Origin of the sequence: Mycobacterium sp. 852002-51057_SCH5723018 (genome assembly GCF_001667035.1) — a bacterium.
Classification (GTDB): domain Bacteria; phylum Actinomycetota; class Actinomycetes; order Mycobacteriales; family Mycobacteriaceae; genus Mycobacterium.
In genome coordinates this window covers 108,540-128,563 of the sequence record NZ_LZIR01000023.1, presented here as the reverse complement: position 1 = coordinate 128,563, position 20,024 = coordinate 108,540, and the positions used below count along the sequence as shown (strand labels likewise).

Sequence of the window (20,024 nt, the reverse complement as noted above, 5' to 3'; positions counted from 1 at the left end):
GGCTACACCCCCACCGCGCTGGCCTGGTATTCGGCGATCCAGGCGGCGGTCTCCTTGTGCAGGTGGCGCAGCAGTATCTCCTGGTCGTTGAGGAGGAATTCGCGCACGGCACCGGACTCGATCATGGATTGGGTGGCTTCCAGGGTGTTGGCGTCCTGCAACCCGTACTCCTTGAACGTCGCCGCGGCGAGTTCCTGGGCGACGCGCTCGCGCGGCGTGCGTGGCGCAGGGAAATACAGGGTGCCCTCGAACACGTGGGTGTTATGGGACGTCGGCCAGTAGTGGTAGGTCAGGTACCAGCCCTGACTCCAAAGCAAGATGACGAAGTTGGGGAACACCTGAAACGAGTCCAGTCCCCAGGGATCGCACTTGGCCGGGTTGACGCCGGTGGGCAGCTCGCCGAGATCCGGCTTGTCCCAAGGCCCGAACAGTCCGCTCTGGCAGATGTCTTCGATGGGCTTGCGCATCTCGGCGTCCATCTCCCAGGCGCGCACCCCGGAGGTGCTGACCAGGCGGTGCGGCCCGTCGATCCGGTAGTGCGGCGCCTCGAACCCCGCCTCGGCCGCGGCCTTGGAGTAGGTGGTCGGTGACTGGTTCGCATGCAGGACGGGTGCGTGATAGAACTCCTGGAACGCGTCCATGTAGAGCTTCCAGTTCGCGTTCACCACCGAGCGGTAGCACCAGCGCGACGTCATCCGCCCGAACGGGTAGCCCTCCAAGCCGGTGACCATCGGGCCGAGGAATTCCCGCAGCGACTGCTCCGGTCGCGGCGAGAAGTTCACGAAAACGAACCCCTCCCAGACGTCGCAGTGCACCGGCACCAAGCCGTAGCGGTTCTTGTCGAGATCGAAAAACTCGCTCTCCTGCTGCACGTGGGTGAGGTTGCCGTCCAGGTCGTAGCGCCACGCGTGGTATTTGCAGGTGAATTGCCGGCATACGCCGCTGGTTTCCTCCAACGGCATGTCGTTCCAGACCAGCTTGTTGCCGCGGTGGCGGCAGATGTTGTGAAACGCCTTGACCTCGCCCTTGGCGTTGCGCACCACGATGATCGACGTGTTGGCGACCTTGAGTTCCTTGGTGAAGTAGCTGCCCTTCCGCGGAAGGCTTTCCAGGCGGCCGACATTCACCCACGCGCGCTTGAAGATCGCCGCTCGCTCGAGCTCGTAGACGTGCGGGCTGATGGAATCGTGGTAGGACACCGGCCCGGTACCGAGGTCGGGATAGTGCTGTGTCCAGCTGCCTTCGGGCGGCTTGGGGAAGCGAGCCATGTCTGCTGACCGTATATGCTCAAGAGGTCAATCGCAAGTAGTTGATATTGTCGGTACGGCTGACGATCGAGGAGGACCCGCGGTGCACCGACACGACGCGTTGTTCATTGGTGGGACGTTGTTCATTGGTGGGACGTGGTCCACACCCAGCACCGACCACACCATCGAGGTGATTTCCCCACACACCGAATCCCCCATTGCCCGGGTGGCCGCCGCCGCACCGTCCGACGTGGACGCCGCCGTGGCCGCCGCGCGCAAGGCATTCGACGAGGGACCGTGGCCGCGCCTGGACGCTGGTGATCGCATCGCGGCCGTCCGCCGCATCGCGAAACTCTATGGGGCGCAGCGCTCCCAGATGGCCGATCTGATCACCGCCGAGATCGGCGCACCGATCACCTTCGCCCAGCGCGCCCAGGTCGGGTTGCCGTCGATGATGATGACCGCGTTCTGCGACCTCGCCGAAAATTTCCGATGGCAGGAGCACCGACCCGGTTTCTACGGTTCCGACCTTGACATCCGACGTGAACCCGTCGGCGTGGTGGCCGCCATCGTTCCATGGAACATGCCGCAGTTCCTCATCGTCACCAAGCTGATCCCGGCGCTGTTGGCGGGATGCAGCGTCGTGGTCAAGCCCGCGCCCGAGTCCCCGCTCGACGCGCTTCTGCTGGCGGGAATTCTCGAAGATGCCGGCCTGCCACCGGGCCTGGTGAGCGTGCTGCCCGGCGACGCGGCCGTCGGCGGCCATCTCGTCAGCCACCCCGGCGTGGACAAGGTGTCGTTCACCGGTTCGACCGCGGCCGGCAAGGCGGTCGCCGCGGCCTGCGCGGCCGACCTCAAGCGGGTCAGCCTGGAACTCGGCGGAAAGTCCGCGGCGATCGTGCTCGACGACGCGGAGCCCGCGGCCGTGGCGGCCGCAATCCGATCGGCGAGCCTGTCGAACTGCGGCCAGATCTGCAATGCACTGACCCGAATCCTCCTGCCCGCCAAGCGCAGTGATGAATTCGTCGATGCCTTGGCGGCGGAGATGGGGTCGCTGCGCATCGGCGATCCGGCCGATCCGGCGACACAGCTCGGCCCCCTCGTCGCACAGCGCCAACAGGAGCGCGTCCGCAATTACATCGCCGAGGGTAAGCGCGAAGGCGCCCGCCTTGTCCTGGGCGGCGCCGCCCTACCCGACGGCATTGCGCGCGGGTGGTACGTGAAGCCGACGCTGTTCGCCGACGCCGACAACGCCATGCGCATCGCCCGCGAGGAGATCTTCGGTCCGGTGCTGACCGCGATCTCCTACCGCGACGAGGATGAGGCCATAGCGATCGCCAACGATTCCGATTACGGGCTGGCCGGCTCGGTGTTCACGGCCGACCACAGCCGCGGGGTCGGCATTGCGGGTCGGGTGCGTACCGGAACGTTCGGCGTCAACCAGGGCTACACCATGGACCCGTTCGCCCCGTTCGGCGGGGTCAAAGGGAGCGGATACGGGCGTGAGCTCGGCCCCGAAGGGATCGACGGGTACACGGTCATCAAATCGATTTCGGCGGCCGTCGCACGATGAAGCCACGTTCGTGACGGTTGACGCGCCGGTATCACCAGCAGTCCGGCGATGAGCAGCGCTCCACCGGCCGCCAAGGGGATCGCCCAGCCTCGCCTCATCGCAACCGCTGTGTGGCATTGATTGACAAAATGCGTTCCCGCCGAATCGGCGACACCGGCCTGTGCGAAGCTGCCGGCGAACCCACTGCCGCAATTGATTTGGAAACCCCACTGGTCGAAGCCGGCCAGGAACACGGGGAACCGTAGCGCGAGCAGACCGACCGTCAGCAGCAGGAGACCGGCGGCGAGGGTGCGGAAGCGGCGATTCGACATATTCATCAGGGCGGCCGTGATCGATATCCCCGACCTCCGGCTGCGCGCGCTCTGATGCAGCTCGCGCGCCATCTCGCGGTCCATCCGGGCCGATTCGAGAAAACCCAGATCATCGAAATGGCCCTGCTGCGCCGAAATGTCGGGAGGCGAAGCCGCAGTGGGGGTCTCCGGAGCTGCAATCGGTGACGATGCGACGGCGGCGGTGGTGACACTGGCAGTGGCCGTGGGGGCGGCCACGGGCGGCCAAACCGATCGGCTGGGAAGCAGTTCTTGGTCGGGCTCGTTCAGTGTCGCCGGCGATATGGACATCCGGGGCCTCCGTCCACACGTACTGAGTTCAATACTGAGTTCAATGGCTGCACTCAGTACGGTAGCGGCTTGAGTTCAATAACGCAACTGACTACTATCAGGCGGTATGCGTCAGGTCAGCTTCGCCGATTTCCACTGCTCCCTGGCCCGCAGCCTGGAGTTGATCGGGGATTGGTGGACCCCGCTGATCATCCGCGACCTGTCCCTGGGCTTGCAGCGGTTCGACGACCTCGCAACCAACTTGGGGATCTCGCGCAACCTGCTCGCTACGCGCCTGAAGACCCTTGTCGACGCGAACATCGTTCAGCGAGTTCGCTATTCCGAGCGCCCACCACGGGACCACTACCGGCTTACCGCGGCCGGTCGCGACCTGGTGCCGATCCTGTCCGCGCTGACCGTGTGGGGCGACCGGTGGGCGGCGCCAGCCGGGGGCCCGCCGATGCTATTTCGTCACGACGGGCATCGTTGCACGCCGACGGTGTGTTGCTCGGAGTGCGCTCAGCCGCTGACCACGAAGAACCTCACCGTCGAACCGGGGCCGGGCGCGGTCCCCGGGCCCGGCACCCAGCTGATCGAACGGCTTCTTTCGGCAACCGAAGAACGGCGGGCATCGCGCCCCTAATCGGCGATCGCAAGCGCGGCGGAGCCGGGCGCAGCGGGTCGCCGAGTGATAGGTCCCGCGATCGCAAGCGCGGCGGGGCCGGGCGCAGCGGGTCGCCGAGTGATAGGTCCGGCGATCGCAAGCGCGGCGGGGCCGGGCGCAGCGGGTCGCCGACCGATAGGTCTAACCGGTCTCGCCGAACCCGTCAACGCGGGGCGACGATCCCGTTGTCGTAGGCGTAGACGATCGCGGCGGCGCGGTCGCGCAGATCGAGTTTCCCGAAGATCCGGCCGATATGGCTCTTGACCGTGACGCCCGAGATGCAAAGTTCGTCGGCAATCTCGCCGTTGGACAACCCTTTTCCGATCAGTGTCAGGACGTCGAGCTCGCGGGTGGTCAGCTGGGCGATCCCGTTGCCATGTTTTTCAAGGGGACCATTTGCCGCCTTGCGGTAGGTGGTGAGCACCCGCGAGGTGACCGCGGTATCCAGATAGCTGTCGCCCCTGGCGACCGCCCGCACGGCGCGGATCAACTCCTCGGCCGAAGAGTCCTTGAGCACGAATCCGGCGGCACCGGCCCGCAGCGCGCCCGAGAGCAGCTCGTCCTCGTTGAACGTCGTCAGCGCGAGCACCGGTGGCCCGCCGGCGAGCAGACGGGTCGCCTCGATGCCGTCGACACGTCGCATCCGCAGGTCCATCACGACGACGTCGGGCCGGTGCTGGGCCACCGCGGCAGGGACCTCGTCGCCGTCGGCGCATTCGGCGACGATGACGAAACCGTCCTTGCGGCGCAGGATTCGGCGCAACCCCGAACGCACCAGGTCCTGGTCGTCGACCAGCAGCACGCCGATCTCGGCCGAATGAGCGATGTTGGGGATCACAACTTGCACCACGGCGGCCGCCAGCCGGTGTCACCCTCTTCGAGCGGGACCTCGGCGCACACCGACCACCCGTCACGGGTGGGACCGGCGTCGATGGCGCCGCCCAGCAGTTCGACACGCTGGCGCATGCCGCGCAGACCGCGTCCCTCGGGACACGGGCGGGCGGCCACCGCGGCCGGCAGCTGATTGTTGACGGCAAGCCGGGCCGATGTTCCCGAAATACGCAGTGTCACGGTCGATTTGGACTCGGGCGCGTGTTTGGCGATGTTGGCCAGCGACTCCTGGGTGATGCGGTACAGCGCCAGTCCGACCGCGGCCGACACCCGCCGGGTGGGGCCGTCGACACCCAGCGCGACGTCCAGGCCGGCCCGCTCGAAATCCGCAACGAGTTCGACGATGTCGTCGATGCCGGGTTCGGGCGTGGTGGGTGCGGCTTTGCGATTCGAGTCGTCGAGCAGCCCGACGGTCCGCCGGATGTCGGCCATCGCCTGCCGGCCCAGCCGCTCGGCCTGTTCGAGCGCCTCGACCGCGTCGTCGACGTCGCGATCCTGCTGCAGCACCCGCCGCGCACCGGTCACGTGCAGCAGCGTGATGCTCAGGGAGTGGGCGATCACGTCGTGCACTTCGCGGGCGATGCGCCGGCGCTCGTCGGCGGCGGCGTGCTCGGCCAACAATTTCTGTGCCTCAATTTGTTCGGCCAGCAGCAGCCGTTGCGTGCGCATCAGATAGCCGAGCAGCCAGCCGGCCGCGATAAAACCCACATAAAGCGCCACCGCGTCGAGGCGGTGCAGCGCGGACGCGGTCAACAGCAGCGCGGCCGCCGACAAGGCCGCCAGAAAGCCTCCCGCAATCGAGCTCAATGTCGCGACGGAGAGGACCATCAGCACCAACAATGCCGGCGCGAAATCGGCGTGGACGGGTGTTGATGTGCCGAACAACATCATGGCAGTGGCCGTCGACCACGTCGCCCACATCAGCAGCGGGCTGAGCTTCATGTTGAAAAAGAAGAACATCAGCGTCGGTGCGATGGTCACCGCGCCCGCGGTCAGCGCGACGGGCAGGTCGGCAGTGGGTCGCTGCAGGATCGCGATCACGCCCCCGACCACCTCGGTGGCGTCCACCGCGATGAACGACGCCCAGGTGATACCGACGGGAATCAGCTCACCTCGTCGGCGTAGCTGTTCGCGCAGAAAGGCCGCTGCGGAACGCAACATCGTCCAATCGTAAAAGAGCGCGCGGCCGATCACATCATGCCGCGGTCGACACCGGCCTCCGCCCGTGGTAGGAGGCGAAGACCGAACTTCGGCACGACGCGCGACCGGGGCCCAGCTCCTAACGTTGCTAGGCATGACATGGACACTGTTGCACGACCGCATGGCCTTTATGGCCCAACTGATTCGCGCCGCTGAGACCGATCCCGAAGCGGCGCTCGCGCTGGCCGACGAGTCATCAGAAGTGTCCCGGCTCTTCGGTGACACCGACGGGCTCTGGCTTTCGCTACGGCAGCGCTGGATGACGACGCTGATCGCCAAGCTGGATCAGGCGGCGGACGACGGCGTTGCGGGCGAGCAGGTGCGAGCCGACCTCGCCGCGGCGGAGCCCGGGTTGCATGCCCTGCTGGATGTCGCTGCCCAACGGTCGCTGCGATTGCGATCGCTTTCTCACGACGAGCAGCGGGTGGTGGACCTGTGGGGCGGACCGACGAGCGATCGGCAGACCGTTGCATGACAACCACGGAATCGTTTCGCGGCTCGCCGCCCTCTTCTTCTCAGGCCGATACGCGGTCCTGATCGTCGGGCTGTGGCTGTTGGCGGCGGCCGTCGCCAACTTCGCGGTCCCGCAGCTGGAGCGCGTGGTGGACTCCCACTCCCGCTCGTTCATGCCCGCCGACGCGCCGAGCTCTGCCGCCGCCACGCGCGCCGCCCAGTTGTTTGCCCAAAAGCCCAGCAACAACTTCGTTTACGTTGTGCTGGAACGCGATCAGCGCCTCACGTCGAGTGACCGCCAGTTCTATGACGCGTTGACGGCCGCGCTGCGTTCCGATGGACGCCACGTGAATGCGGTGACCGACCTGTGGTCACAACCCGCCACGGCCGCCGGCGCGCAGAGTTCGGACGGGCAAGCGGTCAGCGTGATGGTGCGGCTCGCTGGAATGCTCGGCACTTCCCAAGCGCGCGACTCGGTGAACTCCGTGCGCAGCACCGTGACCCGGCTATCCCCGCCGGCGGGCCTGCGAGTGCACGTCACCGGACCCGGCGCCACAATCGTGGATGAATTCGCCGCGATCGATCGGCAGATGTTCACGATCACCGCCGCCACCGTTGGCCTCATCCTGCTGTTGCTGCTCGTGGTGTACCGATCGCCCATCGCCGCGGCGATTCCGCTGCTGTCGGTGGGTCTCGCACTGGGCGTTGCCCGGTCCGTCGTTGCGGCCCTCGGCCAAGCCAACATCGTTGAGGTGTCGTTGTTTTCGGTTGCGTTGATGGCGGCGATGACGCTCGGCGCGGGAACCGACTACGGAATATTCCTCATCGGCCGCTATCACGAGGGCCGGCGGCGGGGCACGGCACCGACGCGGGCGTTGATTGACGCCTACCGCGCCGTTGCCCCGGTCGTGATCGGATCGGCGCTGACCGTCTCGGTCGCGCTGGCCTGCCTGGGCTTCGCCAAGGTGGGGTCCTTCCGCAGCGCCGGAATACCCTGCGCCATAGCGATTCTGGTAACCATGGCCGCGGCGCTGACGCTGACACCCGCGTTGATGGGCTTGGCGCAGCGCCGCGGGTACCTCGAACCGCGACCGTCGACGACCGCGCGGCGCTGGCGGCGCGTCGGAGCGGCGGTGGCGCGTTGGCCCGGACCGACCCTGGTCGCCGCCGGTGGGCTGATCCTGCTGGCTGCGCTCCCCCTGGCCGGCATGCGCGTCGGCTGGAACGAGCCCGCCGCCACGCCGCCGACCACCGAGTCGAGCCGCGGCTACGCGGCCAGCGACCGGCACTTCGCACCCAACACCCTGTTACCCGACGTCGTCACGATCCAGGCCGACCACGACCTGCGCAGCCCGGCGGGCCTGATCGCCCTCGAGCGGATCACCCGCCAGGTCATGGCGATACCGGGCGTGCGCATGGTGCAGTCGGCGAGCCGCCCCGACGGCAAGGTGCCCGACGAGGCCACGCTGAGCTATCAGTCCGGCGCGCTCGGCCGCCAGTTGGGAGACACCGTCGACTCGTTGACCCAACGGCTGCAGCGGATCTCCGGGCTGGATAGCGCCCTCGCCCAGACGCAGGCCGCGGTGGACAGCCTCGGCAGCGGATTGCGCGGGGGGAGTTCGGGTCTGGCCGACATGTCCGCGGCCGCCGACGACATGCGCACCGGCATGGACGGCGTGCAACGCTCGGTCACCACGGTGTCGGGCTACCTCGACCCGCTGCGGGACTTCGTTTCCCGAACTCCGGACTGCGGCGCCAATCCGGTCTGCTCGACGGTCGACCGCGTGCTGCAGCCGGTCGACACCCTGGTGCAAACCTCGACGCGGCTCGGCGACGGCGCCGCCAAGCTGACCAGCGGGTCGACCACGGCGGCCAGGGCGATGGCGGGCCTACCCCAAAGCGTCGCTTCGATGAAAGACGCGTTGGCGCAGGCACGTTCGGCCACCCATGACCTGCTGAGCCTAAGCCAGGCGATCGGACCCCAGCTGCACCAGTTGACCGACTACCTGAACGAAATCGCCACGCAGTTTCGAGGCAGCGCCGCGGCCGGCTTCTACCTGCCGCAGCGCGCGTTGACCGATCCGCGGTACGCCGAGGTGTTGCACCAACTCACGTCCGCCGATGGACGCGCCACCTACCTGCTGGTCTACGGCGAGGGCGCGGAGTGGGGCGGTGACGGCGCCAGGCGGGCCGACCAGGTGCGCACCGCGGTCCGGGAAGCCACCAAAGAGGGAACGCTGGTCCCGACGGGTGTCGACTTGGCCGGCGTCGGCCCCGTGACCGCCGACCTGCAGCGGTTCGTCGCCCGCGACACTGCGTTGCTGGTGGGTGCGGCGCTGGCCCTCATCTTCTTGATCGTCACAACGATGCTGCGCAGCCCGGTGGCCGGGTTCGCCGTGGTGGGGACGGTCGCGGCCTCCTATGCGTCCGCGCTCGGGATGAGCGTGCTGATATGGCAATACCTGCTTGGACATAATCTGCACTGGGCCGCTGCGCCGATCGCGTTCATCGCACTGATCGCCGTCGGCGCCGACTACAACCTGCTGCTGACGTTGCGGATCAAGCAGGAGGCAACGGCAGGGATCCGGACGGGCATCATCCGCGCATTCGGCGGTACCGGTGGTGTCGTCACCACCGCCGGCATCGTCTTCGGCCTCACCATGTCCGCATTGCTGGCCAGCAGCGTGCTCAGCATCGCCCAGATCGGCACCACCGTCGCGGTCGGGCTGTTGATGGACACCCTGGTCGTGCGGGCGCTGGTCGTGCCGTCCATCGTCGCCCTGCTTGGGCGGTGGTTCTGGTGGCCGCGGGGCATAGCGCGCCGCACCGGCCAGACGGTGGCGAAAACGCCGGAACTTCAGCCGGTTTGACTGCGGCTGGCTGCGGCGGTGTCGAGCCTGAACACCGCGCAGCGACCCGCGAGCGCCTCGAACTCGTCGGCGGTTCCGCGCTGCACCAGCCCCGAGCGCTTATAGAAGCCGACGCCGCGCGGCACCTTGTCGGGAAACGCGCGCAGCACCGGCCGCGCTTCCTCCGCCGATAGTTCGACGAATCTGACTCGCTCGGACTTGCGGCCCCGCGTGACGGTGCCGGTTCCGGCGGCCAGGGCGTTGAGCACCCAATCGGCGTGCTGATAGCCGACGACGTAGAGGCCGTCGCGAAATGCGAAGGGAGTCACCGGGGTACTTCGCGGTTGCCCCGACTTGCGGCCGGGCACGGTCAGCACCCGCACCGGTCCGGCGATGATGCCGAGCTTCTGCATCGCCATCATCATCTTGTTCATCGGCTTGAGCCAGGCTGGCTGTTTGAGATCAGACATCTCGTCCCCGGTCACTCGCTGCGGAATCCTTCGCCCCAATTAGTATCAACCGCCCTGATACGTGTCAAGGCGGCTGATATGGGCGCTTAGTCGCGGTCGTGGTGGCACACCGCTTCGAGTTTGACACCAAATGGGTCGTACCAGAAGGTGGCGTAGTAAGGGCCGGGGTACTCAGGGAAATGGCGAGGCGGGTGGATGACCGTAGCGCCGGCGCGAACGACATGGTCGTGCACGGCCTGCACCGCGGATCGACTGCGCACCATGAATGCCAGGTGTTGCAGGCCGGCTCGCCGCGACGAATACTCGCCGGGCTGGGTTGCGGGATAGAAGAACAAGTAGGTGCCGGGTTTGTTGTCGGTGGGTTTGTAAGCGAATTCGTCCTCGGCGTGAAAAAAGGGTTCGAATCCGACAAGGGGCATCAGCGCGTCGTAATAAATCTTGGCGGTTGAGAGGTCGGGCACGTTGATGCCCAGGTGGCCCAGCATTACGCCGGCCCGCGCCCGTCACCCGCCAGCTGTAGTAGCAGGCGCGTGCCGCCCAGCGGACTCGCGTGCAGGGAGGCCGTCCCGCCGTGCAGTTCGGCCTGCTGCGCGACGAGCGCGAGGCCTAACCCGGAACCCGAGCGTGAGGCCGTCGACCCGCGCGAGAAGCGCTCGAAGACCGCGGTGCGTTCGGCTTCCGGGACGCCGGTGCCGTTGTCGTCGACGGCGATTTCCACGCCCAGGCTGGAACTGCTTACGGTGAGCCGGATTTCGGTGGCGCTGCCGTGCTTGACGGCATTGGCGATGGCGTTGTCGATCACCAGCCGCAGCCCGGTGGGCAGACCCACCATCAAGACCGTGGGCGACGGCACCAGCTTCACCTCGACTCCGGGGTAGATGCGAAGAGCGTCGTGGGCGGCGCGATCCAAAAGCTCGGTGACGTCGAACGGCACGAAATCGTCGACGGTGGTCAATTCGCCCTGCGCCAGCCGCTCCAGCGCCGTCAGGGTGGCCTCGATCCGGCTCTGGGTTCGGATGACGTCGCCGATCACCTCGTGGCGCTGCTCGGGAGGTAATTCCAAGGTGGACAACACTTCTAGGTTGGTGCGCATGGCCGTCAACGGGGTGCGCAGCTCGTGCGAGGCGACGGCGGCGAAGTCGCGGGCCGACTCGAGTGCCGCCCTGGTGCGCTGTTGCTCGTTGCCGATGCGGGCCAGCATGCCCTCGACGGCCTCGGCGATCTCCACCGCCTCCCGCACGCCGCGGACCTGGACCTCGTCCGGGCGGGACTGGGCATTGATGGCGCGGGCCTGCTGGGCAAGCAGCAAAAACGGATTGACCATGATCAACGAGATCACCCAGCCGACCAGGAGGGTGCTCGCGATGACGCTGCCGCAGATCAGTAGCACCCGCAGGTGCTGCTCGTTGATCCGGTGTTGGGCCTCGGCCAGCGGCGCCGCGAGCGCAATCGACGCGGGGCCCGCGCTGAAGGTCCGGACGCGGTATTGCACACCGTGGATCGTCGTGTTCGCGTATCCGTTGGGAAGTACAGGCAACACGATGCCGCCGGGCACGGACACGGTCACACCCCCGATGCGCGCGGTCCGTACCAGGTTGCCGTCCGGCATGGGCCGATCGGTGTTGGTCAGCTGCGCGTTGTTGATCAGAGAGTTGATGTCACCCAGGCTGCTCACCGAATCCAGCCGGCGGTCGAGCTGGCTGTACTGCTCGTTGGTGATACCGATCCATACCCAGGCGGCCAGAGCGACGGCGAAGGCAATCACTCCTACTTGCGCGACGATGACGATGGTGCGCAGCGACAGCACCCGCATCGGCAGCTGCACGTGGGGAAACACCCGGACGTCGGGCCCCGATGTTCGGCTGCCACCGACAGCCGATTCTTCTGACATCTCGCCTTCCGTGCTCGCCCCCGGCGTCGCCATCGACCTCAGGATATAGGCGTGATGTTTTCACCCCCGGTAGCGCAGGGGTAACCGGCCGCGGCGCGGTGAACGGCACCGCCGCCATCAGCTCGGTTCGGGGCTCGGAGCCGCCCCCGTCGCGCGGCGTGGTCGAGGTAATCGACCGACAGCTTGACCGTTACCGGCGTGTGTTCCGGAACCCAAGCCAGCACGCGGGTTAGCCTGGGCAGGGCGAGAAAGGTACACGCGCCCCCGCATCCCGATTGCGGTTTCTTCGACGTGCTGCATCGCTCGCTTCCTCGGTAGGCCTGACGTGGTATTTCGCTGACTCGCGTAACAGCTTGGCGCCCAGCCGATTACGAGCACAACAGCCGTTATCGTTTCGACCGGGAACGCCTCTCCCCTGCGTTCGAAGGTATGGGGGCGCCCCGACCCGGGCAACCCGACAGGCCTCGCGCATACCGAACCCAAATTTTCCGGTGCGCCCGCTCGTCGGTCCGCGACGGCCGATGATTTGCGCCCAGCCCAGGTGAGTGAGTACTCTCTCACCATGCAAACCTCGGGGCGTGACCGGCTCCTGGCGGCTGCGCTAGGTCTGTTTGCCGCCAAGGGGTACGCCGCGACGTCGGTGGCTGATATCCAGCGGGCATCGGGCCTGGCGCCCGGGTCGGGCGCGCTCTACAAGCACTTCGGATCCAAGCGGGAGCTGTTAGAGGCCGCCGTCGAGCACCGGATCGACAGCATCGTGGCCGCGCGCGAGCAGTACGACGCCGGCGGGCCGGCCAGCGTGGAGCAGGCGGTCCGGACCGCGGGCAGGCTGATTTGGACCAACCTGAAACAGGGCGAGGATTTGCTCAAGGTCATGCTGCGCGAGCCCGACGAGCTCGGGGATCTCGACGAGAAGACGTGGCAAGTCATCACCGACAACGCCTATCAACGCTTCGCCGACGAGCTGGCGGCATCCAATCGTTCCGGCCGCACCCGCATCCCTGACCCCGAGGCCGCCGCGGCGGTGGCAATCGCGTCGCTGTCCTATGCCGCGACGCTGCAAGCGCTTACCGGCCGGTTGCCCGGCAACATCGATGAAGACCGTTACTTCGAGGCATGGGTCAGCCAGACGCTCAGCGTCCTCGCGCAGTACCGAACCCCAAAAAAACACTGACGATAGACATTTCAGGAGTGAACCGTGACTTTCTCACTGCAACTGACCGATGACGTGATCGAGGTGCGCGACTGGGTGCACAAGTTCGCGGCCGACGTCATCCGTCCCGCCGCGGCCGAATGGGATGAGCGCGAAGAAACGCCGTGGCCCGTGATCCAGGAGGCCGCCAAGGTGGGGCTTTATTCCCCCGATTTCTTCGCGCAGCAGGCCGCCGAGCCAACGGGCCTGGGCTTCCTCACCACGTTCGAGGAGATGTTTTGGGGTGACGCCGGCATCGCGCTGTCCATCCTGGGCACCGGCTTGGCCGCAGCGGCATTGGCCGGCAACGGAACTCCCGAACAGCTCGGCCGATGGCTCCCCGAGATGTTCGGTACAGCGGATGAACCCAAGCTCGGCGCGTTTTGCTCGTCCGAGCCCGACGCGGGTTCCGACGTCGGCGCCATCCGCACCCGTGCCCGCTACGACGAGTCGACCCGCGAATGGGTCCTCAACGGCACCAAGACGTGGGCGACCAACGGCGGTATCGCCAACGTGCACATCGTGGTGGCCTCGGTTTATCCCGAGCTCGGCACCCGGGGCCAGGCCACGTTCATCGTCCCGGCGGGCATCAAGGGCCTGGCGCAGGGACAGAAGTTCAAGAAGCACGGGATCCGCGCGTCACACACTGCCGAGGTGGTGCTCGATAACGTCCGGCTGCCCGAGGACTTTCTGCTGGGCGGGCGCGAGAAGTTCGAGGCCCGCATCGCCCGGGCGAAATCCGGCGCAGCGCTGGGCGGCCAGGCGGCGATGAAGACCTTCGAGCGCACCCGACCCACCGTCGGCGCGATGGCCGTTGGGGTAGCACGCGCCGCCTACGAATACGCGCTCGACTATGCCTGCCAGCGTGAGCAATTCGGCCGCAAGATCGGCGAGTTCCAGGCGGTGGCGTTCAAACTGGCGGACATGAAGAGCCGCATCGATGCCGCCCGTCTGCTGGTGTGGCGGGCCGGCTGGATGGCCCGCAACAACCAGAGCTTCGAGTCCGCCGAGGGCTCGATGGCCAAGCTGGTGGCAAGCGAGACCGCCGTCTACGTCACCGACGAGGCCATCCAGATCCTGGGCGGCAACGGATACACCCGCGACTACCCGGTGGAGAGAATGCACCGCGACGCGAAGATCTTCACCATCTTCGAGGGCACCAGCGAGATTCAGCGCCTGGTGATTTCGCGAGCGGTGACCGGGCTGCCGATCCGTTAGGCACCGCGCCGGAGCTGTCGTCGACGGCACCAGACATGATGGCCGTATGACCGCCGACATCCGCGTGCTGGACAGCGAGGACGACCTGATCGCCGCGGCCAACGTGTTTCGTGCCGCCATGGTGGGATTTCCGCCGCTGTCGAACCTGGCACCCGGCCAGATCACCAAGCTACTTGAGCCCGGCCGCACGATCGGCGCTTTCGTCGGAGGACAACTCGTCGGCACCGCCGACGCCGTGACCAGCGGGCTGACCCTGCCCGGCGGAACGATCGTCGGCCACGCCGCCGTCACGCACATCGGGGTGCTGCCGTCGTTCACCCGGCACGGCATCGCCACCGACCTGATCCGCCATCAGTTGCGCGACATCGCGACTCGGGGTGAAGTGGTGGCGACGCTGCGGGCCTCCGAGGCAACCATCTATGAGCGCTACGGCTACGGTGTTGCGAGTTCCTCGCAGACCGTCGAGGTCCAGACGGCGCGCGCGGCGCTGCGCCCCGAGGTCGGCACCGGCGGCCCGGTACGGCTGGTGGGCATGGCCGAGGCCTGGGATGTCCTGCCCCGCATCTACGCCGGGAACCGTCCGTCCCGCCCGGGCACGATCGACCGACCCGGGGTGTGGTGGCAGGCCCTGCGGTTGCGCACCGAATCCTCCCCGGGGCCTTCGTATGTCGCGGTGTACGGCGAGCCGGGGTCCGAGTCGGGATTCGCCCGTTACCGGCCCGTCGACACCGAGGCGTGGTTCGTCAGCGACCAGCGCACCATCGCGGTCGAGGATTTCTTCGCGCCCGCCGCCGACGCGTATCTCGGCCTGCTGCGGTTCCTGCTCCGACTCGATCTCATTGATCGCGTGGTGTTCTGGATGCTCCCAGTCGACGACCCGCTGCCCTGGCTGGTGGTTGATCGGCGGAGCGTGCGGACGACCGCCGTGCGTGACGAGACGTGGCTGCGCGTCATCGACGCGGAAAGGGCGTTGACGGCGCGCCAATATACAGGCGACGGAGCGGTCACCATCGCTGTGAACGACCCTCTGCTGGCACACAATTCGGCCAGCTTCACCGTCACGGCCGAAGGCGCCCACCCCACGGACCGTCAAGCCGAACTGCACGTCGGGGTCGAAGGGCTCGGCGCGGTTCTGCTCGGTGGCGCGACCTGGCGCAGCCTGGCCGGCGCCGGGCTGGTCCGAGCCGTGGATTCGGAGGCGCTGGCCATCGCCGATCGGTTGTTCGCGGTAGCCGATGCGCCGCACGCGGGTTTCTTCTTCTGATCCGGGGGGCAAAGAAACCGTGATCGTGATCGTCGGAGCGGGGATATGCGGGCTCGCGGCGGCCTACGAGCTGTCGCGGCGCGGTGAACAAGCGATCGTGCTCGAACGCGGCCAGCCGTTCGCCGAGCAATCCGCCGGCCTGGCGCGGATCTTCCGCATCGCGCACCGGCGCCCGGCGCTGTGCGAACTCGCGATGCGGGCGCGCGACGGCTGGCGGCGCTGGGAGGCCGAGTTCGAGACGGGGCGCCTGCTTGGGTCCGAAGGGTTCATCGCCGTCGGGGCCCCCCAAGAAACCGCCGCGGCAATGCGCGATGCCGGTGCCGCGTTCTCCTGGCTCGACCGCTCGCAGATCGCGGCGCGGATCCCGTTCCTGGCCCCACCGTGGGAAATCGGACTGTTCGATCCGCTCGGCGGGAGCCTGCGCATCCGCCGCGCGCTCGACACCCTCGCCCAACGGGCCGTCATCAAGCGCGGCGAGGTCGTATCCGTCGCCGACGACGGCGCAGCGACACTCACCGACGGCTCTGTGGTGCGAGGCGAGCGGGTGCTCATCTGCGCGGGAGTCCAGACGCCGGTCCTCTTCGGCCCGCTCGGCGTCCAATTCGCCCCGCACACCCGCTTCACCTACGAGGGCGCCTCAAAGAACACAGCCACGGGCGCCGCCTGTTTGTCCGCGCCGGAGGGTTACGGGTTGCCGCTCGGCAGCACCGGCCGCTGGGCCTTCGGGCAGGAGGTGCCGGACCCTGTCACCGTGCGCGCGCTGTTCCCGTCGCTCTCGCCCGTGGGACAGGTCGACTGCGTCACGGTTCGAGCGCCGTGGCTCGATTCCGGGGGCGACGGCTGGACGGCGGCGCGCCGTGGCCGCGTTGTGGCGTTCGTCGGCAGCAACCTCATGAAATTCGGGCCGCTGCTCGGAGAGCTGCTGGCTCAGGCCGTGCTGGAAGACGAACTGCCTGCCCAGCTGACTGGTCCGTAACCGACACAGAGGGGCGCCCGCCCAAGGCGCCCCTCGCGGCGCGTCGAATCACGGTGTGGCGGGCACCTTGTCGAGGAAGCCGAACACCGACCGGATGCGATCATCGTCGTCGGTCACCGCGACATCGAAGCCGACGATCGGCGCCGATTCTCCCACCGGACCCAGCTCCCAGCAGAACCGAGCCTGATTGTGATGGCCGTCGACCGGCCCGGCCAATCGGAATTGAAAGCCCGGAAACTGTTGCTGCACAGCGCCGATGGTCGCGCTGATCGCCTCCTTGCCCTCGGCGACGGCCACGGGATCGATGTAGCGGGCATCGGCGGTGTACAACTCGTCCACGGCCTCGCGGCGCGCGGCCGGGTCGGTCAGGTTCCATGCGTCGATGTAGCGCTGCGCGATGTTGTCATAGGTTGTCATATCGTGCCTCTCAGCGTTAGCGGGCCGGACGTTCCGCCCTCGCGGTCACACCATCGCAGCGAATCGGTGGCCAGTCGATTACCCGTCAGGTAATGGAGGAGCCTCGCTACCGCGGCTAACGGCAGCACTAGCTGCGGCGGCGCACCATCCGACGCTCCAGAGCGCCCAACACCGCGTCGCTGAGTTTGCCCAACCCTGCCAACACGATGATCGCCAGCAGCATCACGTCGGTGCGGCCGGTGTTCTGGCTGTCGATGAGCAGGAATCCGAGACCCTTCGAGGAGGCGATCAGCTCCGCCGCGACCAAGAACAGCCACGCGTTCGCCAGACCCAACCTCAGCCCGTTCACCAGCTCGGGCGCCGCGGCAGGCGCCATCACCGTGGCCAGCAGCGAAGCGCCGTGTCGGCCGTAGGCGCGCCCCACCTCGAGCAGTTGCGCATCGACGTGCGACAGCGCCGATGCCGTCGTCGTATAGATGGGGAAGAACGCCCCGATGGCGACCAGGATCACCTTCGGCGTCTCGTCGATGCCAAACCACAACAGCAGCAACGGAACCCAAGCCAACGAGGGCACGGTGCGGAACGCCGCGACGGTCGGTGCGAGCAGCCGGCGCGCGGTGACCACCAACCCGATCAGCGAACCCAGCGCCAGCGCGGCGCCGACGCCGGCCAGATAACCCAGCACCACCCGCCCCAGACTCGCCTCCAGATGGGTCCACAGCTCGCCGTGCCGGAGCAGACCATCCAGCGCGCCAACCACGTCGCCGGGGGGTGGCAACTGGCTGGCCGAGAACAGCCCGGCGGCAGTGACCAGTTGCCAGATCGCCAGCAGCAGCAGCGGGACAACCAGGCCCGCAACCGCCAGCGGCAGCTTCGTCAGTCGCGCGGCGGCGCCCCTCAGTGAGTCTGCTGGGCGTACTTCGGCTCGATTATCGTGCCGAGCGCGGTGTGGCCCGCTTCGTCGGACTTGATGTCGGCGTCGGCGACCGCGATCGGCAAGACGTTCGTCAAGACCGCTCGCTGCGGGTCCCCCGGCGCCGGTGAGATGTCCAGAGCCGTTCGCTGCAACTCCTCTTGGGCGACGCTCGGCGTCACCTTCGCCTGCGAGGCCAGCAACACCGCCAATTGGTCGGGATGCGCCTTCGCCCATTTCCGGGCCTCCTCATAGCTGTTGACCACGGACTGGACGAGATCGGGATGCGCGGCGCTGAAGTCCTCGCGGACGTTCAGCACGCCGTAGGAATTGAAATCGGGGTTGCGGTACAGCAACCGGGAGCCCTGCTGCTGAACGGTCTGGGCCATGAAGGGGTCCAAACCGGACCAGGCATCCACGTCGCCGCGCTCCAGGGCGGTTTTGCCGTCGGCGTGCTGCAAATTGATGATTTCCACGTTGCTGGGCGAAAGACGGGCCGTGGCAAGCGATTGCAACAGGAAGAAATAGGGGTCGGTTCCCTTGGTGACCGCGATCTTCTTGCCCTTCAGGTCGGCCACCGAGTGGATGGGCGAATCCTTGCCGACCACCAGAGCCGTCCATTCCGGCTTGCTGTAGACGTCGATGATCTTGATCGGTGTGCCGTTGGCCCGCGCAACCAACGCGGCCGACCCGGCGGTGGACCCGAAATCGAGCCCCTTGGAGCGCAGGCCCTCGTTGGCCTTGTTGCTGCCTGCCGACAGTACCCAGGTGACGTTGTAACCGCGGTTTTCCAAGAGGCGCTGATCGCGCACCACCAAACTCAAAGGGTTGTAGTAGGCGTAGTCCAGCCGGATGTCTTTTGCCGCCGCCGCGCCGGGGTGGGTGCCGCAGGCAGACACGGCGGTCACCGCGACCACCATCGAAAACATCGCTAGATAGCGCGGTTTCACCATATCGGGGCCTCCTCGTCGATCCCAAGGTGCGAGCCGGCACCGCTGCGCCGGGGCACGCCGAGTTCGTCCAGCAACTGATCACGCAGCGCCGTGATGCGCGGATCACCGCGATCGCGGGGTTTGGGAATCAAGACGTCAAAGGTGGCGGCGATGCCGGACGTGCCGGTCGCATCGGCCCGCAGGATCAGCACTCGGTCGGCGAGAATGACCGCCTCGTCGACGTCGTGGGTCACCAGCAGTGTGGTGGTGCCGGCCTCTTGCTGCACCGTGTCCAGCAGGTCCTGCATCCGCAATCGGGTCAGCGCGTCCAGCGCCGCCAGCGGCTCGTCGAGTAGCAGCACGCTGGGTTGCCTCGCGAGGGCACGGGCGAGGCCCGCCCGTTGTGCCATACCACCGGACACTTGATGCGGGTAGTGCTTGGCGAACTCGTGGAGGCCGACGACATCCAGCCAATGTTGCACCGCCGCCGACCCTTTCGACCGCGCGATCCCGGGCGGCAGACCGAACTCGACGTTGGCGGCCAGGGACCGCCACGGCAACAGTCGTGGTTCCTGGAAGACCATCGCACAGCGAGGGTCGATTCCCCGGACGACCTTGCCGTCGATCTCAATGCGGCCACCGCTCGGGCGGTCGAGGCCGGCCACCAGCCGCAACAGCGTCGACTTCCCGCTGCCCGACGAGCCGAGCAGCGCGACCACCTGGCCCGGCTCGATCTCGATGTCGACGCCACGCAGCACGGTGTGTGTCCCGAACGTTCGGTTGACATGACGAATTGACACGCATGCCGGCGCGGGACTGGTCGACATCACCCGCGCAGCCTAGGAATCGTCGCAGCCAGCCACCAGGTTTGGGTTGATCATGATTAAAACCCGCGGCACGCCGACGTCAGGCGTCAGCCGTGTGGAGCCTCGGAGATCTTGGTGTCCGGCTTGCCCAACGTCTGGCAGTACGTCATCGCCGACAGCCGGGTGGCCGAGATCTCCACGTTGGTCGGATCGGTGCCGTTCTTGTCCTTGAGCATCTTGCCGACTTCATCGTTCTGCTTCTTTTCGTCCTGCGTGGTGAAGTCCTTGCACTTGGTGTCGCCGCCGGTGTTGATGATCTGCGAGGGTGAACATGCGCTGGACAGCAGCACGACGATCGCGATCATGGCGGCTGAAGTTAGCTTCATCGTTTGCCTTCCTGGATCGGAGTAGTCGTATACGTACACCAAATCGGCTGTTTTGAAACCTCGGCGGCGAATTGCACCGCTGC

19 protein-coding genes are annotated in these 20,024 nt (G+C 67.1%); 8 read left to right on the top strand and 11 right to left on the bottom strand.

The genetic code is table 11. The features are described from left to right. Positions 1-2: 2 nt before the first annotated feature. The gene (locus tag A5764_RS06240) at positions 3-1,268 is read right to left on the bottom strand and encodes an aromatic ring-hydroxylating dioxygenase subunit alpha (protein WP_067110137.1); all 1,266 of its coding nucleotides are present in this window, start codon (positions 1,266-1,268) and stop codon (positions 3-5) included. A 106-nt stretch (positions 1,269-1,374) separates the two neighbouring features. Between A5764_RS06240 and A5764_RS06235 the strand changes: the two genes are divergently transcribed. Beyond that, positions 1,375-2,820 (top strand): aldehyde dehydrogenase, encoded by a 1,446-nt coding sequence (locus A5764_RS06235; protein ID WP_067110274.1) that lies wholly within the window; start codon positions 1,375-1,377, stop codon positions 2,818-2,820. Positions 2,821-3,546: 726 nt separating this feature from the next. After that, positions 3,547-4,062, top strand: a complete 516-nt coding sequence (locus tag A5764_RS06230; protein ID WP_067110135.1) for a helix-turn-helix domain-containing protein — start codon at positions 3,547-3,549, stop codon at positions 4,060-4,062. 184 nt (positions 4,063-4,246) lie between these two features. On the opposite strand, the gene A5764_RS06225 is transcribed toward A5764_RS06230, so the two are convergent. Together A5764_RS06225 and A5764_RS06220 are read right to left on the bottom strand one after the other, a co-directional pair. After that, positions 4,247-4,909 carry a response regulator transcription factor gene (locus A5764_RS06225; RefSeq protein WP_067110269.1) on the bottom strand — a complete coding sequence of 221 codons (663 nt, stop codon included), beginning with the start codon at positions 4,907-4,909 and terminating at the stop codon, positions 4,247-4,249. An 8-nt stretch (positions 4,910-4,917) separates the two neighbouring features. Then, complete coding sequence (locus A5764_RS06220) at positions 4,918-6,135, bottom strand: sensor histidine kinase (protein ID WP_067110272.1); 1,218 nt, start codon at positions 6,133-6,135, stop codon at positions 4,918-4,920. Positions 6,136-6,268: 133 nt separating this feature from the next. On the opposite strand from A5764_RS06220, the gene A5764_RS06215 reads away from it, so the two are divergent. Next, complete coding sequence (locus tag A5764_RS06215) at positions 6,269-6,649, top strand: hypothetical protein (protein WP_067110132.1); 381 nt, start codon at positions 6,269-6,271, stop codon at positions 6,647-6,649. Continuing rightward, complete coding sequence (locus A5764_RS06210; RefSeq protein ID WP_067110129.1) at positions 6,642-9,497, top strand: RND family transporter; 2,856 nt, start codon at positions 6,642-6,644, stop codon at positions 9,495-9,497. Before A5764_RS06215 ends, A5764_RS06210 begins: the two co-directional genes overlap by 8 nt. On the opposite strand, the gene A5764_RS06205 is transcribed toward A5764_RS06210, so the two are convergent. From A5764_RS06205 to A5764_RS06195, 3 genes are all read right to left on the bottom strand, one after another. After that, entirely contained in the window at positions 9,485-9,946 is a 462-nt protein-coding gene (locus A5764_RS06205; RefSeq protein ID WP_067110266.1) for a nitroreductase family deazaflavin-dependent oxidoreductase, read from the bottom strand. The two genes, A5764_RS06210 and A5764_RS06205, sit on opposite strands and share 13 nt — an antisense overlap. Positions 9,947-10,032: 86 nt before the next feature. Then, on the bottom strand, positions 10,033-10,431 hold the full coding sequence (locus A5764_RS06200) for a VOC family protein (protein WP_067110126.1): 399 nt from the start codon (positions 10,429-10,431) through the stop codon (positions 10,033-10,035). Next, positions 10,431-11,759 (bottom strand): sensor histidine kinase KdpD, encoded by a 1,329-nt coding sequence (locus A5764_RS06195; RefSeq protein ID WP_067110263.1) that lies wholly within the window; start codon positions 11,757-11,759, stop codon positions 10,431-10,433. Before A5764_RS06195 ends, A5764_RS06200 begins: the two co-directional genes overlap by 1 nt. Positions 11,760-12,399: 640 nt before the next feature. On the opposite strand from A5764_RS06195, the gene A5764_RS06190 reads away from it, so the two are divergent. From A5764_RS06190 to A5764_RS06175, 4 genes are read left to right on the top strand one after another with little or no spacing between them, the layout of a single operon-like run. Then, on the top strand, positions 12,400-13,011 hold the full coding sequence (locus A5764_RS06190; RefSeq protein WP_067110124.1) for a TetR/AcrR family transcriptional regulator: 612 nt from the start codon (positions 12,400-12,402) through the stop codon (positions 13,009-13,011). A 24-nt stretch (positions 13,012-13,035) separates the two neighbouring features. After that, complete coding sequence (locus tag A5764_RS06185) at positions 13,036-14,247, top strand: acyl-CoA dehydrogenase family protein (RefSeq protein WP_067110122.1); 1,212 nt, start codon at positions 13,036-13,038, stop codon at positions 14,245-14,247. A 46-nt stretch (positions 14,248-14,293) separates the two neighbouring features. After that, on the top strand, positions 14,294-15,511 hold the full coding sequence (locus tag A5764_RS06180; protein WP_067110118.1) for a GNAT family N-acetyltransferase: 1,218 nt from the start codon (positions 14,294-14,296) through the stop codon (positions 15,509-15,511). A 19-nt stretch (positions 15,512-15,530) separates the two neighbouring features. Then, positions 15,531-16,487: an FAD-binding oxidoreductase gene (locus A5764_RS06175; RefSeq protein ID WP_067110114.1), complete on the top strand. Its 957-nt coding sequence runs from the start codon at positions 15,531-15,533 to the stop codon at positions 16,485-16,487. A gap of 48 nt (positions 16,488-16,535) precedes the next feature. Here A5764_RS06175 and A5764_RS06170 read toward each other — a convergent pair whose 3' ends face one another. The 5 genes from A5764_RS06170 to A5764_RS06150 all read right to left on the bottom strand — a co-directional run bounded on the left by A5764_RS06170 (position 16,536) and on the right by A5764_RS06150 (position 19,941). After that, positions 16,536-16,904, bottom strand: a complete 369-nt coding sequence (locus A5764_RS06170; RefSeq protein WP_067110111.1) for a nuclear transport factor 2 family protein — start codon at positions 16,902-16,904, stop codon at positions 16,536-16,538. 127 nt (positions 16,905-17,031) lie between these two features. Next, a complete protein-coding gene (locus tag A5764_RS06165) occupies positions 17,032-17,742 on the bottom strand; it encodes an ABC transporter permease (RefSeq protein WP_082951535.1) in 711 nt (236 codons plus the stop codon). Positions 17,743-17,801: 59 nt separating this feature from the next. Next, positions 17,802-18,770, bottom strand: a complete 969-nt coding sequence (locus A5764_RS06160; protein ID WP_231989624.1) for an aliphatic sulfonate ABC transporter substrate-binding protein — start codon at positions 18,768-18,770, stop codon at positions 17,802-17,804. Continuing rightward, positions 18,764-19,549, bottom strand: coding sequence for an ABC transporter ATP-binding protein (locus A5764_RS06155; RefSeq protein ID WP_082951526.1), 786 nt, complete (start codon positions 19,547-19,549; stop codon positions 18,764-18,766). The genes A5764_RS06160 and A5764_RS06155 overlap by 7 nt, the downstream gene beginning before the upstream one ends. Positions 19,550-19,662: 113 nt before the next feature. Beyond that, positions 19,663-19,941 (bottom strand): hypothetical protein, encoded by a 279-nt coding sequence (locus A5764_RS06150; RefSeq protein WP_067110105.1) that lies wholly within the window; start codon positions 19,939-19,941, stop codon positions 19,663-19,665. Positions 19,942-20,024 lie beyond the last annotated feature (83 nt).